Origin of the sequence: Marisediminicola sp. LYQ134, assembly GCF_046599635.1 — a bacterium.
GTDB lineage: Bacteria > Actinomycetota > Actinomycetes > Actinomycetales > Microbacteriaceae > Marisediminicola.
This window is the reverse complement of the sequence record NZ_JBKIWP010000003.1, coordinates 132,270-146,573: the sequence shown is the minus strand read 5'-3', so window position 1 is coordinate 146,573 and position 14,304 is coordinate 132,270. Positions and strand designations below refer to the sequence as shown.

Annotated in this window: 16 protein-coding genes and 1 tRNA gene; 6 read left to right on the top strand and 11 right to left on the bottom strand. The window is 68.3% G+C overall.

Going from position 1 to position 14,304, the window contains the following annotated elements:
- Position 1 precedes the first annotated feature (1 nt).
- Positions 2 to 292: a WXG100 family type VII secretion target gene (locus ACLHIH_RS13910; RefSeq protein ID WP_411317442.1), complete on the top strand. Its 291-nt coding sequence runs from the start codon at positions 2 to 4 to the stop codon at positions 290 to 292.
- Between the two features lie 91 nt (positions 293 to 383).
- Here ACLHIH_RS13910 and groL read toward each other — a convergent pair whose 3' ends face one another.
- From groL to ACLHIH_RS13880, 6 genes are all read right to left on the bottom strand, one after another.
- The gene (gene groL, locus ACLHIH_RS13905; RefSeq protein WP_411317441.1) at positions 384 to 2,012 is read right to left on the bottom strand and encodes a chaperonin GroEL; all 1,629 of its coding nucleotides are present in this window, start codon (positions 2,010 to 2,012) and stop codon (positions 384 to 386) included.
- Between the two features lie 128 nt (positions 2,013 to 2,140).
- Positions 2,141 to 3,199 carry a DUF3048 domain-containing protein gene (locus ACLHIH_RS13900; protein ID WP_411317440.1) on the bottom strand — a complete coding sequence of 353 codons (1,059 nt, stop codon included), beginning with the start codon at positions 3,197 to 3,199 and terminating at the stop codon, positions 2,141 to 2,143.
- Between the two features lie 59 nt (positions 3,200 to 3,258).
- Positions 3,259 to 3,459 (bottom strand): cold-shock protein, encoded by a 201-nt coding sequence (locus ACLHIH_RS13895; protein WP_411317439.1) that lies wholly within the window; start codon positions 3,457 to 3,459, stop codon positions 3,259 to 3,261.
- Positions 3,460 to 3,599: 140 nt separating this feature from the next.
- Positions 3,600 to 4,169: a LytR C-terminal domain-containing protein gene (locus ACLHIH_RS13890; RefSeq protein ID WP_411317438.1), complete on the bottom strand. Its 570-nt coding sequence runs from the start codon at positions 4,167 to 4,169 to the stop codon at positions 3,600 to 3,602.
- A gap of 15 nt (positions 4,170 to 4,184) precedes the next feature.
- Positions 4,185 to 4,508: a DUF3263 domain-containing protein gene (locus tag ACLHIH_RS13885; RefSeq protein WP_411317437.1), complete on the bottom strand. Its 324-nt coding sequence runs from the start codon at positions 4,506 to 4,508 to the stop codon at positions 4,185 to 4,187.
- Between the two features lie 4 nt (positions 4,509 to 4,512).
- On the bottom strand, positions 4,513 to 4,974 hold the full coding sequence (locus ACLHIH_RS13880; RefSeq protein WP_411317436.1) for a GNAT family N-acetyltransferase: 462 nt from the start codon (positions 4,972 to 4,974) through the stop codon (positions 4,513 to 4,515).
- 50 nt (positions 4,975 to 5,024) lie between these two features.
- Here ACLHIH_RS13880 and msrB point away from each other — a divergent pair, with 50 nt between their 5' ends.
- From msrB to ACLHIH_RS13865, 3 genes are all read left to right on the top strand, one after another.
- Positions 5,025 to 5,444, top strand: coding sequence for a peptide-methionine (R)-S-oxide reductase MsrB (gene msrB, locus ACLHIH_RS13875; protein ID WP_411317435.1), 420 nt, complete (start codon positions 5,025 to 5,027; stop codon positions 5,442 to 5,444).
- A 7-nt stretch (positions 5,445 to 5,451) separates the two neighbouring features.
- A complete protein-coding gene (locus ACLHIH_RS13870) occupies positions 5,452 to 6,000 on the top strand; it encodes a nitroreductase family protein (protein WP_411317434.1) in 549 nt (182 codons plus the stop codon).
- Positions 6,001 to 6,098: 98 nt separating this feature from the next.
- Positions 6,099 to 6,171 (top strand) — tRNA-Thr (locus ACLHIH_RS13865).
- Between the two features lie 28 nt (positions 6,172 to 6,199).
- Here the strand turns inward: ACLHIH_RS13865 and ACLHIH_RS13860 are convergent.
- The 3 genes from ACLHIH_RS13860 to ACLHIH_RS13850 form a co-directional block, all read right to left on the bottom strand.
- Positions 6,200 to 7,411: a cobalamin-independent methionine synthase II family protein gene (locus ACLHIH_RS13860; RefSeq protein ID WP_411317433.1), complete on the bottom strand. Its 1,212-nt coding sequence runs from the start codon at positions 7,409 to 7,411 to the stop codon at positions 6,200 to 6,202.
- 104 nt (positions 7,412 to 7,515) lie between these two features.
- Complete coding sequence (locus tag ACLHIH_RS13855; protein ID WP_411317432.1) at positions 7,516 to 7,968, bottom strand: hypothetical protein; 453 nt, start codon at positions 7,966 to 7,968, stop codon at positions 7,516 to 7,518.
- A 146-nt stretch (positions 7,969 to 8,114) separates the two neighbouring features.
- The gene (locus tag ACLHIH_RS13850) at positions 8,115 to 9,032 is read right to left on the bottom strand and encodes a DsbA family protein (protein ID WP_411317431.1); all 918 of its coding nucleotides are present in this window, start codon (positions 9,030 to 9,032) and stop codon (positions 8,115 to 8,117) included.
- 210 nt (positions 9,033 to 9,242) lie between these two features.
- Between ACLHIH_RS13850 and ACLHIH_RS13845 the strand changes: the two genes are divergently transcribed.
- Both ACLHIH_RS13845 and ACLHIH_RS13840 read left to right on the top strand, forming a co-directional pair.
- Entirely contained in the window at positions 9,243 to 10,337 is a 1,095-nt protein-coding gene (locus tag ACLHIH_RS13845) for an ABC transporter ATP-binding protein (protein WP_411317430.1), read from the top strand.
- 103 nt (positions 10,338 to 10,440) lie between these two features.
- Complete coding sequence (locus tag ACLHIH_RS13840) at positions 10,441 to 11,718, top strand: DUF4032 domain-containing protein (protein ID WP_411317429.1); 1,278 nt, start codon at positions 10,441 to 10,443, stop codon at positions 11,716 to 11,718.
- A gap of 123 nt (positions 11,719 to 11,841) precedes the next feature.
- Here the strand turns inward: ACLHIH_RS13840 and rlmB are convergent, their stop codons facing one another.
- The gene (rlmB, locus tag ACLHIH_RS13835) at positions 11,842 to 12,882 is read right to left on the bottom strand and encodes a 23S rRNA (guanosine(2251)-2'-O)-methyltransferase RlmB (protein WP_411317428.1); all 1,041 of its coding nucleotides are present in this window, start codon (positions 12,880 to 12,882) and stop codon (positions 11,842 to 11,844) included.
- The gene (cysS, locus tag ACLHIH_RS13830) at positions 12,879 to 14,297 is read right to left on the bottom strand and encodes a cysteine--tRNA ligase (RefSeq protein WP_411317427.1); all 1,419 of its coding nucleotides are present in this window, start codon (positions 14,295 to 14,297) and stop codon (positions 12,879 to 12,881) included. Before cysS ends, rlmB begins: the two co-directional genes overlap by 4 nt.
- Positions 14,298 to 14,304 lie beyond the last annotated feature (7 nt).

Sequence of the window (14,304 nt, the reverse complement as noted above, 5' to 3'; positions counted from 1 at the left end):
CATGACCCGATATCAGGTCGACAGTGACGCGGTAATGACCACGACGACCGCCGTTCGCGCGTCGATAGCCACGATCTCCTCGGAGGTCGGCGCGCTCAACGCGCGCTTGATCGAACTGCAGAGCAGTTGGACGGGGTCGGCGTCGACCGCGTTCCAGTCCGTCGTCATCGACTGGAAGGCGACACAGCAGCAGGTCGAGGCGAGCCTCGAGTCGATCACCGAGGCCCTCGCTCTCGCCGGTCAGCACTACGCGGACGCCGAGGCGACGAACGCCCGCCTCTTCCTGCGCTGAGCACACTGCCGCGCGAGCGCACGAAAAAGGGCGACTCCCGAAGGAGTCGCCCTGATTCGTGTTCTCGTCGAACGAACCGCTGAGCCGAGGCTTAGAAGTCCATGCCACCCGTGGGGTCGCCGGCCGGGGCCGGGTTCTTCTCGGGCTTGTCGGCGACGACGGCCTCGGTCGTGAGGAAGAGGCCGGCGATCGACGCTGCGTTGAGCAGAGCCGAGCGGGTCACCTTGACCGGGTCGTTGATGCCGGCGGCGAGCATGTCGACATACTCGCCGTTGGCGGCGTTGAGGCCGTGACCGGTGGGCAGGTTGCGCACCTTGTCGGCGACGACACCGGGCTCGAGACCGGCGTTGAGCGCGATCTGCTTGAGCGGCGCGTCGACGGCGACGCGAACGATGTTCGCACCGGTCGCTTCGTCACCCGTGAGGCCCGTGAGGGCGTCGCTCTCGAAGGCCGTCTTGCCTGCCTGGATGAGCGCGACGCCACCACCGGCGACGATTCCCTCATCGACGGCGGCCTTGGCGTTGCGCACGGCGTCTTCGATGCGGTGCTTGCGCTCCTTGAGCTCGACCTCGGTCGCGGCTCCGGCCTTGATCACGGCGACTCCACCGGCGAGCTTCGCGAGGCGCTCCTGGAGCTTCTCGCGGTCGTAGTCGGAGTCGGTGTTGTCGATCTCGGCGCGGATCTGCTTCACGCGACCGGCGATGAGGTCAGCGTCGCCGGCACCCTCGACGATCGTGGTCTCGTCCTTGGTGATGACGACCTTGCGCGCGCGGCCGAGCAGGTCGAGGGTCGCGTTCTCGAGCTTGAGTCCGACCTCCTCGGAGATGACCTGGCCACCGGTGAGGATGGCGATGTCCTGCAGCTGCGCCTTGCGACGGTCACCGAAGCCGGGAGCCTTGACGGCGACCGACTTGAAGATGCCACGGATCTTGTTGACGACGAGGGTCGCGAGGGCTTCCCCATCGACGTCTTCCGCGATGATGAGGAGCTGCTTGCCCGACTGGATGACCTTGTCGACGATCGGCAGCAGATCTTTGATGTTCGAGATCTTGCCGTTGACGATGAGCACGTAGGGGTCTTCGAAGACCGCTTCCTGGCGCTCGGCGTCGGTCACGAAGTATGCCGACAGGTAGCCCTTGTCGAAGCGCATTCCCTCGGTGAGCTCGAGCTCGGTGCCGAACGTGTTCGACTCCTCGACGGTGACGACACCCTCTTTACCGACCTTGTCGATCGCCTCGGCGATGAGCGCACCGATCTCGGGGTCCCCGGCCGAGATGGAGGCCGTGGCCGCGATCTCTTCCTTGGTCTCGATCTCCTTGGCGCCCGACACGAGGGCTTCGATCACCGAGGTGACGGCCTTTTCGATGCCGCGCTTGAGGGTGATGGGGTCGGCGCCGGCTGCGACGTTGCGCAGTCCTTCGCGCACGAGTGCCTGAGCGAGAACGACCGAGGTGGTCGTTCCGTCGCCCGCGACGTCATCGGTCTTCTTCGCGACCTCTTTGACGAGCTCCGCACCGATCTTCTCGTAGGGGTCGTCGAGCTCGATCTCCTTGGCGATCGAGACACCGTCGTTCGTGATGGTGGGGGCGCCCCACTTCTTCTCGAGAACGACGTTGCGACCGCGTGGGCCGAGCGTGACCTTGACGGCGTCGGCGAGGATGTTCAGGCCGCGCTCGAGGCCGCGACGGGCCTCTTCGTTGAAAGCAATGATCTTTGCCATGTGTGTTTCTCGTCCCTCCCGGACGTCGTAAAACCTGCAGTGCCTTTGGCACTCCCCTGAAGGGAGTGCTAACTGATTCTGGCACTCTGCCCCAGAGAGTGCAAGTGAACGACGGGGGCGGAAGCCCGTCAGCCCGCGGGCGGAGTGAACTCGACGGAGCCTTCGGTCGGCACGAGCTCGAACCACGTGGTGCCCGGCGCGAGGCGCACAACGGCACCGTGGTCGTCGACCAACCGCACGGGGCTCGTCGCATCCGGTTTCGACCACGTGCCGTGCACGGTCGCCCCGCCGCTCGACACCCACGCCTCGCCGGAGCCGACGAGCTCGGTCTTGGGGATGTCCTGGTCGATGGTCACGGCGACACGCAACACGACCACGTTGGTCGCCTCGAGCTGATCACCCGCCGCATCCACGTCGGGAGCGCCCGATTGAGCTCGGGCGAACGTCTCGGCCGCGGCATCCCACGTCCACGAGCCCGACACCTGGGGCGAGAACGCGTAGGAGAGGGATGCCGTCGGCTCGCCGTGTCGCGTCGCGGTCGCCGATGCGGCATCCCGCGCGAACGCGAACTGCTGCGCGGGCGGGGCGAGATCGGTGTGCTCGCTCGCGACCTCGCGCGCCTTGACGAGCACGTTGTGCGGCGCCCGCTTGTCGTCGGTGCGGTAGAACGTCGATGCCGTGTCGGGTTGACCGTGGATGGCGTTGTGGACGCCGGTCTGCTGCATGAGCGCAACGAAGCGTTCCTGGCCACCCGAGTAGGCGATGATTCCACCGAAGGGCGACACGATGTCGGGGTCCATGGGCCGGATCGACCGCACGGGACCGAGCACCTCGGGCATGTCGGAGTGCCACACCCCGACGTAGCGCGTCATCCCGCCCTCGACGAGCTCCTCGAAGACCACGTCTGCGGTGTCGAGACCGACCTGCGGCCTGGCGTCGGGATGATTGTCGATCTTGGCGCTCAGAGAGGCCCCCTCGAGCGATCCCGGCTCCACCGAGGTGCCCCGCAGCGGCGCGAATTCGGTCGGCGCGGGAGCCTCGAAGTCGGAGACGTAGCTCGGCGACGGGCTCGGCGCGACCGCCGCGAGCTCGATCGCGCACCCTGCGGAGACGAATGCCACCCCCGAGCCGACGAGGAGTGCAGCGGCGAGACGACGGCGAGACGGCGAGCGCCGCGGAGAAACCATGCGCCACACCATAGTGTCGACGCACGCCGCGCTCGAAGCGTGCGCCCCGCGATTCGCGATCAGGAGAGCCGCACGGACTCCGCTTGCGGTCCCTTGCTGCCGGTGCCGACCTCGAACGTCACGTGCTGGCCCTCTTCGAGCACTTTGTATCCGGTCATCTCGATCGCGGAGAAGTGCACGAAGACGTCCTCGCCGCCGTCGACGGTGATGAAGCCGTAGCCCTTCTCCCCGTTGAACCACTTCACTGTTCCGGTCGCCATGCCGTGCTCCTGCCGCGCTGTGCCGGTCGCACTCGCGACCTGCACAGGATGCTAGCGGCGGCGGGTCGGCCGGAACAGGCCGGACGGGGCTTCCGCGGCGCTCGGTCGCGAGATTAAACCTGCCCGAAACCTCGCGGAGATCAGCCGGCCGGAGGTGCGTAGTCGGAGCCGATGAGCACGACGATGGGCGACTGCGGGTAGTCCTGGCTCAACTGGATCTGTCCGGTGCCGAGGGTGTCGACGAGGGCGCGCGCGGCAGCCTCGTCGGCGGTGTCACCGTAGAAGACCGTCGTCGCGACGACATCCTCGGCCGCGGCGTTGGCGCGTGTGCCCACCCCCTCGGCTGCGCCACCCCACCCGGCAGCGACGAGACTGTCGCCGACGGTGTTGGCGAGGCCCGTCGTGGCGGTGCCGTTGAGCACGGTGATGACGACGTCGGGGTCGAGCTCGGCGACCGCGTCGGTCGGCTCGGGCTCCTCGGGGGCCGCATCGCCCGGGGCGGCGGACTCGAACGGCAGCTCGAAGTTGACCGAGTCACTGAAGGTGGAGAGCGCGAAAACCCCGGCCCCCACGAGCACGCCCGTGACGAGAGCGGCCCACGCGAAAGCGATCCAGCCGCGATTCCGGGGCGCCGGGGCGCGATGAGCCCCGACGCGTTCCGGTTCGTCGGTGATCTCGTCGAACCGGTCGCGAGGGAATGTCTTCGTCATGCAGTGGTACCCGTCTTAGTCGTCCGCTCGACCGGGAACGATCGAAGATCGGCTACCGCCTCGAGCTGCTCGCGCCGCCACGCGTGCGTCACGCACACGCCGCAGTCGGCGGGTGAGGATGGGATCGTGCGCGATGGCGGCAGGGCTGTCGATGAGTGAGTTCAGCACTTGATAGTAGCGAACGACCGAGAGACCGAACTGGAGACGGATGGCCTCCTCCTTCGCCCCGGCGTGCCTCGACCACGTGTGCTCGAACGCGAGGATGTCGGCATCGCGCGCCGTGAGCTCCGATGCGGGGTCGGCGGGGCGCCGAGCATCCGCGGGTTCGGGGGTCGTCATGGCGTCAGCCTAGGGCGGCGCGGTACATCGTCACGTGAGGCATGCCCGCTTCGAGGTAGATGTCCCCCTCGGCCTCGAAGCCGAACCCCGCGTAGAGCGACGCGACGTAGTGCTGGGCGTGCAGAACCACCGGCACGGGGCCGACGGCGTCGAGCGCCGCGGCCACGAGCGTCTTCGCGAGGCCCTCGCCGCGCCGGTCCTGGCGCACGACCACGCGCCCGACGATGTGGCGGGCGTCGCGATGGGAGGGCTCGGCGTCGACGAGCACGCGAGCGTATGCGGCGATGCCGCGATCATCCGCCGTGAAGAAGTGCAGGGTGCGCGGCTCCTGATCGCGATCGTCGAGCTCCTCCTCGTCGATGCGCTGTTCGACGAAGAAGACGTCGGTGCGCAGTTTGAGAAACGCGTAGAGCTCGGTTGTCGTGAGTTCGCTCCACGACTTGGCGACGACGGAACAATCTGGCACGGTCGCGAGTTTAATGGGGCAGTGAACGTTTTCCTGAAAGGAACCAACGCATGACTTCTGACTCCACCGACCTCACCGTGAAGAAGACGGATGCCGAGTGGCGCGAGCTTCTCGACCCCACCCGCTTCTCGATCCTCCGTGAGGCCGCGACCGAGCGTCCGTGGTCGGGCGCCCTCCTCGACGAGAAGCGTGCCGGCGTCTACACATGCGGCGCGTGCCACGCGGAGCTGTTCCCCTCGGGCACGAAGTTCGACTCGGGTTCGGGATGGCCGAGCTTCTACGAGGCCGTCAACCCCGACGCCGTGAAGCTCGTGACCGACACGAGTCTCGGCATGACCCGCACCGAGGTGCAGTGCGCCGCGTGCGGTTCGCACCTCGGCCACCTGTTCGACGACGCCTACCAGACCCCGACGGGCGACCGGTACTGCATGAACTCCCTCTCGCTCGAGTTCAAGGAAGAAGAGAAGTAACTCTCTCGTGACGGCACTCGATGCCGTGCTGAGGAGGCGGTCGCAGCCCAGAGTGGAGGCGGCCGCCCCGTCACGTGCGGACCTCTCCCCCCTCGTCGCGGCAGCCGCGACGGTCGCCGACCACGCGGCGATGCGCCCGTGGCGGCTCATCGAGCTGCGCGGCGACGCGCGGGGGCGACTCGGCGAGGCTTTCGTCGACGCGACGGGCGCGACCGATCGCGCGGCGGAGAAGCTCGCGGGCAAGCCTCTGCGCGCCGAGCTGCTCATCGCGGTGGTCGCGATCATCCGCCCGAGCATCAAGGTCGACGCGTGGGAGCAGGAGGCGACCGCGGCGGGTGTCGCCCACGTGTTGAGTCTTCTGCTCGACGAGGCGGGCTGGGGTGTCATGTGGCGGTCGGGTCACCTCACGCGCACCGAGCCGGTGAGCCGCATGCACGGTCTCGCCCCCCACGAGATCCTGCTCGGGTGGCTCTACGTGGGTGAGCCCCTCGACCGGGGCAGCAGGCCGGCGCGCGCAACCGTGCCCCTCGACGAGGTGCTCACGCGCCTCGACTGAGCATCGGGCCGGGCGCTTCGCGCCGTGCACACCCCGACACGGTGTTTCGCGGGCCGCCGCCGGCTGCGGATAGCATGGGGCGGTGCCTCGGCACGTTCGCCCCCTTAGCTCAGTGGCCAGAGCATCGCTCTTGTAAAGCGAGGGTCGTCGGTTCGACTCCGACAGGGGGCCCCCTTCTCTTGGGCTGGCTCCGCAGGTGCTAGCCCCTCCTCGCGGCAGCGATGCGCGCACCCTCGCCGAGCGCCTGCAGCTTCGCCTCGGCGATCTGCGGGTGGATCCGGCCTCCGAGTCCGCAGTCCGTCGACGCGATGACGTTCTCCGCGCCCACGAGCGACGCGAAGGCGTCGAGGCGGTCGGCGACGAGTTCGGGGTGCTCGACGACATTGGTCGCGTGGCTGACCACACCCGGGGCGATGCGCTTGCCCGCCGGCAGCGCGACATCCTTCCAGAGCTTCCACTCGTGGGCGTGCCGCACGTTGCCCGCCTCGAACGAGTAGCTGCCCGCGTCGATCTCGAGCATGAGGTCGATGATGTGCCGGAACTCGATATCGGTCGTGTGCGGTCCGTGCCAGCTCCCCCAACACAGGTGAAAGCGCACCTGGTCGCGAGGGAGGTCGCGGATGGCCCAGTTGAGCGCCTCGACACGGATGCGCGTGAAGGCGCGGTAGTCCTCGATCGTCGGTTCGGGGTTGATCTGGTCCCAGTTCTCGGCGATCGACGGGTCGTCGATCTGCACCGTGAGGCCCGCATCGACGATCGCCGTGTACTCCTCGCGCATGACCTCGGCCCACGCCCAGATGTGCTCCTCCTCCGTCGCGTAGTGGTCGTTGTGGATGCGCGCCCCGCTGCCCGGAGAGAGCGACGTGAGAAAACCGTCGGAGACCCCGGCAGCCTCGAGACCGGCCTTGAGGTTGGCGATGTCCGACGCGATCGCGGACTGCCCGACGTAGCTCAGCGGGCCGGTCGTGCTCGGGAACGGCGTCGCGGTGTTGCCCGTCGAGATGCCCGACGCGGAGTCGGTGTAGGCGTCGTGAAACCTCGTCCAGTCGCGGCGGTCGGGAAAACTCGTGAGCCGCACCGCTCCGGGCTCCGAGCGCACGGGCTCCTGCGTGAAGATCGTGTGCTCGGTGAGTGAGAGCCCGGCGACGCGCTGGAACGAGTACGACCACCATGCCCCGTAGTCGACCGCGCTCGTCATCGCCTTGCCGAACTCGCCGTCGCCGGGGATCGTCACCCCGAGGTCGACCTGGCGCTGCACGAGCTCGACGACCGCTGCAGTGAGCAGCTCGTCGAACTCGGGGGTGCGCTCAAGGGTGAACCCGTCGTCGGCGAAACTGCGCGCGTCGTTGGCCGCGATCAGTTCGGGACTGCGGGGAAGGCTACCGGCGTGGCTGACATCGAAGGGTGACATGCCGTCTTGTCTAGTCGCGGCATCCGCACGACGCCACCCACCCCGGGTCGAGCCGCAACACGGCGACTCATTCGGCGCGGCGCGTGCTGCCGGTCGCTGCGGCCTCAGTTGGGCGGAAGCAACCTGATGGCACGGTCGATCACGGTCACGACGGCCATCGCGACGAGGGTCCCCCCGGCGACCATGAGCGCCCCGACAGCCCACAGCCCGGAGTCGTCGACAGCGGATGCCGCGATCGAGAACCCGAGGGTGAACCCCGCCGTGACGCTCACGACCGCCACCGGGGCCGACGTCCATCGCGACGAGACGATCGTGAGAACGACGAGGGTCACGGCGGCGCCGATCCACTGCCACGGCTCCGAAGCACTGCGCAACGCGCCCTCCGCCCCGCGCGCGATCGCTGTCGCGAGCACGAACCACGCGCCCCACGTGAGGCCCGCGAGCACGATCGTGGTGACCGCGACGATGAGATCGGATGCGGCCGTCGCGAGCTTCCCGCGCCGTGGCTGCTCGGGGTCGACGTGGGTCGGGGCGGGTGACGCCATCTCGTCCATCACGACGTCGACACTCTCGCCGGAGCGGCCGCGAGCGCTCGGCCGTGAAGACGGAGCGACGGCCACGACGATGACCGCGAGGAGACGAAGGTCATGACCTCACAATAATGCGAAGCGGGCATCCCCGACAGGCGCCACGCGCGGCGCGGTCAGGGACTCGGCGAGGGCGACGGTGACGCCGACGGAGAGGTCTCCTCGGTGAAGGCCTCGCCGTCCGCGGCCGCGACGAACTGGGCGAACACGGTCGGGTCGTCGGCCGGACCGGGGTAGCGCTCGCCCGCGACGAAGATCGTCGGGGTCACGAAGTTGCCGTCCTCGTTGAAGAGCGACTCGTCTGCCGTGGCGCGCTCGGTCGAGGCATCCACCCAGTTCTCGAACTCGAGGTCGTCGATGCACTCGCTGATCACGGTCGGGGCGTCGACCTCGGCGTCGCGGGTGATCTCGATGAGCTGCTCGTCGGTGAGACCGGTCTCGCCCTCGGCGGGCTGGTTCTCGAACATGAGGCCGTCGAAGGCCCAGAAGCGGTCGGGAGAGTACGACGCGACGCACGCCGCGGCGTTCGCCGCACGAGTGGAGTAGCGCGAGCCGGCCGACGCACGGTCGAGGATTGCGACGGGGTGGATCTCGATGGTCGCGGCGCCCTCTTGGAGGAGGGTCTCGAGGAGCTCCTTGTTCGCCGAATCGAAGTCCGCGCAGAACGGGCACTGGTAGTCGACCCAGACCTCGATCGGGATGACATCGCTCTCGGGGTCGACCGCCGTCGTGACGGGTTCCTCGTCCGCGGCGAGCGCGGGGGTCGTCACCGCGGTGAACCCCTCGCCGATGACGATGCCGTCGCTCGCCATGTTGGCGGGGCCGGGGCCGGGCGGACGGATCGAACCGACGACCACGATGGTCACGATCGCGACGACGGCGAGCAAGCCGACGATGATGCCGCCCTGGAGCAGGAACTTGCCGCGGCGCTCCTTCTTACGCTGTTGCTCGCGGAGCGCGCGCGCCTTGTTGCGCGCCATCTCGCGGCGCTGATTCTTGCTCATGCGCTCGATGTCGGAGCCGTCGCCAGTCATACAACCTCATCCAATTTCCGGTCACAAATGCCGCCCCAGCCTAACGAAGCCACCTGAGCGCGACCGACGCGGAGGGTTACCCCGAACGGGTGACAGTGGCATAATGGCCCGTGGCGCGCACAGACGCTCGCCACGGGATGATGACTCACCCCACATCCATTCACTACGGATCGTCCGGCACGTACCTGCCGGTGAAGGAGAAGTACAGTCATGGCATCAGTCACATTCGACAAGGCAACCCGCCTCTACCCGGGATCCACGACCCCGGCCGTCGACTCGCTCGACCTCCAGGTCGCCGACGGCGAGTTCCTCGTTCTCGTCGGACCCTCCGGTTGCGGAAAGTCCACGTCGCTCCGCATGCTCGCGGGCCTCGAAGAGGTCAACGACGGCAACATCCTCATCGGTGACCGCAACGTCACCGACGTTCCGCCGAAAGACCGCGACATCGCGATGGTCTTCCAGAACTACGCCCTCTACCCCCACATGACGGTCGCCGAGAACATGGGCTTCGCGCTCAAGATCGCGGGCGTCAACAAGGATGAGCGCGCCACGCGCGTTCTCGAGGCGGCGAAGCTGCTCGACCTCGAGCCCTACCTCGGCCGCAAGCCGAAGGCCCTCTCGGGTGGTCAGCGTCAGCGTGTCGCGATGGGTCGCGCGATCGTGCGCCAACCCCAGGTGTTCCTCATGGACGAGCCGCTCTCGAACCTCGACGCCAAGCTCCGCGTGCAGACCCGCACGCAGATCGCGTCGCTGCAGCGTCGACTCGGCGTCACGACCGTCTACGTGACCCACGACCAAACCGAGGCGCTCACGATGGGTGACCGCATCGCGGTTCTCAAAGACGGCGTGCTCCAGCAGGTCGGAACGCCTCGCGACCTCTACGAGAAGCCGCAGAACGTGTTCGTCGCCGGCTTCATCGGGTCGCCCGCGATGAACCTCTTCGAGGCGAACATCGTCGACACGGGAATCACCTTCGGTACGGCCGTCGCCCCCGTCGAGCGCGAGACCCTCGCGGCCTCGTCGGGCAACAAGGCCACGATCGGTGTGCGACCCGAAGACCTCTTCGTGTCGACCACCGGCGAGGGCCTCTCGGTCGAGGTCGACCTCGTCGAGGAGCTCGGCGCCGACGGGTACCTCTACGGTCACCACGAGGTCGACGGTCGCCGTGTCGACATCGTCGCGCGGGTCGATGGTCGCATGCACCCGAACGCCGGCGAGACGGTGTTCATCACTCCCGAGCCGAAGCACATCCACGTGTTCGACATCGAGTCGGGCCAGCGCCTGAGCAAGCCGGTCACGGTCTGACCTCACCGCTCGTCACAGCCTGCCGGGGACTCGACTCGAGACCCCGGCAGGCTTTCTCGTTTCTCACCCGGTCGCGGCGCGGCCCCAGCAGTCAGGATTCACTGTGAGCGGCTCCCTCAACATCACCTCGGCCATCGTCGACCCGGCGCTTCTCGACCTCCCGTGGAACCGCCCCCTCGACACCTGGCCCGACGACTCGATCGCTGCGCTCCCGAAGGGCATCTCCCGCCACCTCGTGCGGTTCGTGCACTTGAGCGGGTACGTCATCGCGATCAAAGAGACCTCGGTCGAGCTCGCGAAGCGCGAATACGAGATGCTCCGCACCCTGCAGAGGCTCGACGTGCCGTGCGTCGACCCCATCGCGGTCATCACCAACCGCACGGATGACGACGGCGAGCCCCTCGAGGCCGTGCTCATCACGAGGCACCTCAAGTTCTCGCTCCCCTACCGGGCGCTCTACTCCCAGACCCTCCGACCCGACACCGCGACGAGGCTCATCGACGCCCTCGCGGTGCTCCTCGTGCGGCTGCACATGATCGGCTTCTTCTGGGGCGACGTCTCGCTCTCCAACACCCTCTTCCGCCGCGACGCCGGAGCCTTCTCGGCTTACCTCGTCGACGCCGAGACCGGGCAGCTCTACAACGGTCTCTCGAACGGCCAGCGGGAGAACGACCTCGAGATCGCGCGCGTCAACATCGCCGGCGAACTGCTCGACCTCGCGGCGGGTGGGCGCACCGACGAGGCCCTCGACCCGGTCGCCGTGAGCGACGGCATCGTCGCGGCATACCGCACGCTGTGGGTCGAGCTCACGGGCTCGGAGTCGTTCTCGTCGAGTGAACGCTGGCGCATCAGCCAGCGCGTCGAGCGCCTCAACGATCTCGGGTTCGACATCGAGGAGCTCGCGATCAAGACCGACGACTCCGGAACCCAGGTGCGCATTCAGCCCAAGGTCGTCGACGCCGGACACCACTCCCGCCGCTTGCTGCGACTCACGGGACTCGACGCCCAGGAGAATCAGGCGAGGCGCCTCCTCAACGACCTCGACTCCTATTCGGCGACGCTCTCGAAGCGCGACCTCGACGAGGAGATGGTCGCGCACGAGTGGCTCGCGACCGTGTTCGAACCCGTCGTGCGCGCCATCCCGAAAGACCTCAAGGGTCGCCTCGAGCCCGCGGAGATGTTCCACCAGATGCTCGAGCACCGCTGGTACCTCTCGCAGAACGAGAGCCGCGACGTGCCGCTCGCCGAAGCGGTGAGCAGTTACATCGACACCGTCCTGCGCCACCGCCGAGACGAGGCGACCGTGATCGACCCGCCCACGGGCACGTTCACCGTTCCCGTCGAGCTGCTCGACGATGACGACTGGCGCAGTAAGGTCTGACCCCGCGGCCGTCCCCCCGCCCAATGTGCGCAGTTTCCGCGAGCGTACGTCGGATCCGACGTACGCTCGCGGAAACTGCGTTGTTTGGGGGTGGCGTTGCTGGAGGCGCGGCGGAGGCGGGCGTCAGCGCTTGGCGGCGGCGCGCAGCTTCTGGATCTCGTAGAGGGTCACGGATGCCGCGATCCCCGCGTTGAGCGACTCCGTCGACGCACTGATCGGGATCGACACGACCGCGTCGCACGTCTCGGTCACGAGGCGCGAGAGGCCTTTGCCTTCGCTGCCGACGACGACGACGAGAGGCTCGGTCGCCCAGCTCAGACCGGGCAGGTCGACGTCGCCCTCGCCGTCGAGCCCGAGCACGAACACGCCGCGCTCCTTGAACGACTTGAGGGTCTGCGTGAGGTTCGCGGCCATCGCGACGGGGGTGCGAGCCGCAGCACCCGCCGAGGTCTTCCACGCCGACGCGGTGAGCCCCACCGACCGACGCTGAGGCACGATCACGCCTTGCCCACCGAAGGCGGCGACCGACCGGATGATCGCCCCGAGGTTGCGCGGGTCGGTGATGCCGTCGAGCGCGACGAGCAACGGCTTCTGCCCGCGCGAGATGATCTTGTCGAGCAGCTCACCCGGGTGCGCGTACTCGTACGGCGGCACCTTGAGGGCGAGGCCCTGGTGCACGGAGTCGAAGCCGGCGAGGCGGTCGAGCTCGGGGCGCATGACCTCGAGGATCGGCAGGCCACGCTTCGTCGCGATGTTCATGACTTCTTTGACGCGGTCGTCGTACTCGATGCGCGTCGCCACGTAGAGCGCGGTCGCGGGGATCTTGGCCCGCAGCGCCTCGAGCACCGAGTTGCGTCCGGTGACGACCTCGATGTCGTCGCTCTGCTTGGGGCGACGAGCCCCACCCGATGCCGCCGCGGGGCGCTGGTCCGAGCGACCGGAACCGCCACCGGTGGACGCGGCGCGCTTGCCGCCGCCCGCGGCCGAAAGTCGCTCCGCCGCCGCCTTGCGCTTTCCGGCGGGGTGATACGGCCGGTCTTCGGCTTTCGGGGTGGGCTTCTTGCCCTCGAGGGCCTGCCTGCCCTGGCCGCCCGATCCTACCTGCGGACCTTTGCGTCCCTTGCGCACTGCGCCCGCTCGGGGCTTCGCACCGTTGCTCTTCATTGTTCGATTCTCCAGTCCGGCCCCGTGGGGGTGTCTTCGATGTGGATGCCGGCTGCGGCCAGGTCATCGCGGATGCGGTCGGCGGCGGAGAAGTCGCGGGTCGCCCTCGCCTCGTCGCGCTGCTCGAGGAGCGAGGCGACGAGCGTCGCGAGTGCGCCTGCCGCGGGGGTCGAGTCGGTCGACTGCCACTCCGGCGCGAGAGGGTTGATGCCGAGAACGTCGGTCATCGCGAGAACGTCGCGCCTCGCGGATGCCGCCCCCTCGAGGTCTTCGGCGTCGAGCGCGGCGTTGCCGGCTCGCGTGCGCTCGTGCACGACGGCGAGAGCCTCGGGAACGGCGAGGTCGTCATCCATCGCCGCGGCGAAAGCGTCGGGAACGCTCGCATCCGCGATCGAGGCGAAGCGCGTGTCGGCGAGCCTGCGCTCGGCGCGACGGAGGAACACCTCGATGCGGTCGAGCGCCGCTTCGGCTTCGACGAGCGAACCCTCGTGGTAGTCGATCGTCGACCGGTAGTGCGCGGCGCCGAGATAGTAGCGCACGACGAGCGGGCGCGCCGAGGCGAGGAAGTCGCGCGCGAAGATCGAGTTGCCGATCGATTTCGACATCTTCTGGCCGTCGACCGTCACGAGGCCGTTGTGCACCCAGTAGTTGGCGAACTCGGCCCCCGCGGCAGCGGACTGCGTCAGCTCGTTCTCGTGGTGCGGAAAACGCAGGTCGAGACCTCCGCCGTGGATGTCGAAGTGGTCGCCGAGGTAGCGGGCCGACATCGCCGAGCACTCGATGTGCCAGCCCGGCCGACCGTCGCCCCACGGGGAGGCCCACGAGGCCGATGCGGGCTCGGAGTCTTTGCGCGTCTTCCACAGGGCGAAGTCCCGCGGGTCGCGCTTGCCTCGCGGGTCGGCATCGGTCGCGGCGGCCATGTCGTCGGGATCCTGGTGGGTGAGCTCGCCGTAGCGACCCCACGACTTCGTGTCGAAGTAGACGTCGGCAGATCCGTCGCTCGCGGGGTAGGCGTGACCGCGCTCGATGAGTCGGGCGATGAGGGCCTGCATGTGCTCGACGCTCGCCGTCGCACGCGGCTCGTACGTGGGCGGGCGGATGCCGAGCGCCGCGTAGTGCGCGCTGAACTCGAGCTCGACCCGGTAGGCGAGCGCCCACCACTCTTCGGTCGACCCGTCGGATGCCGCGAGGATCTTGTCGTCGATGTCGGTGACGTTGCGCACGAGGGTCACGCGGTAGCCGCGGTGCTCGAACCATCTCGACCACTGGTCGTAGACGAGAGCCGATCGCAAGTGGCCGATGTGGGGCGACGATTGCACCGTCGGTCCGCACACGTACATGCCGACGCGGCCGTCGACGAGCGGGACGAAGTCTTCGAGGGTTTGCGACTTCGAGTCGTAGAGGCGCACTGTCACGGGAGCA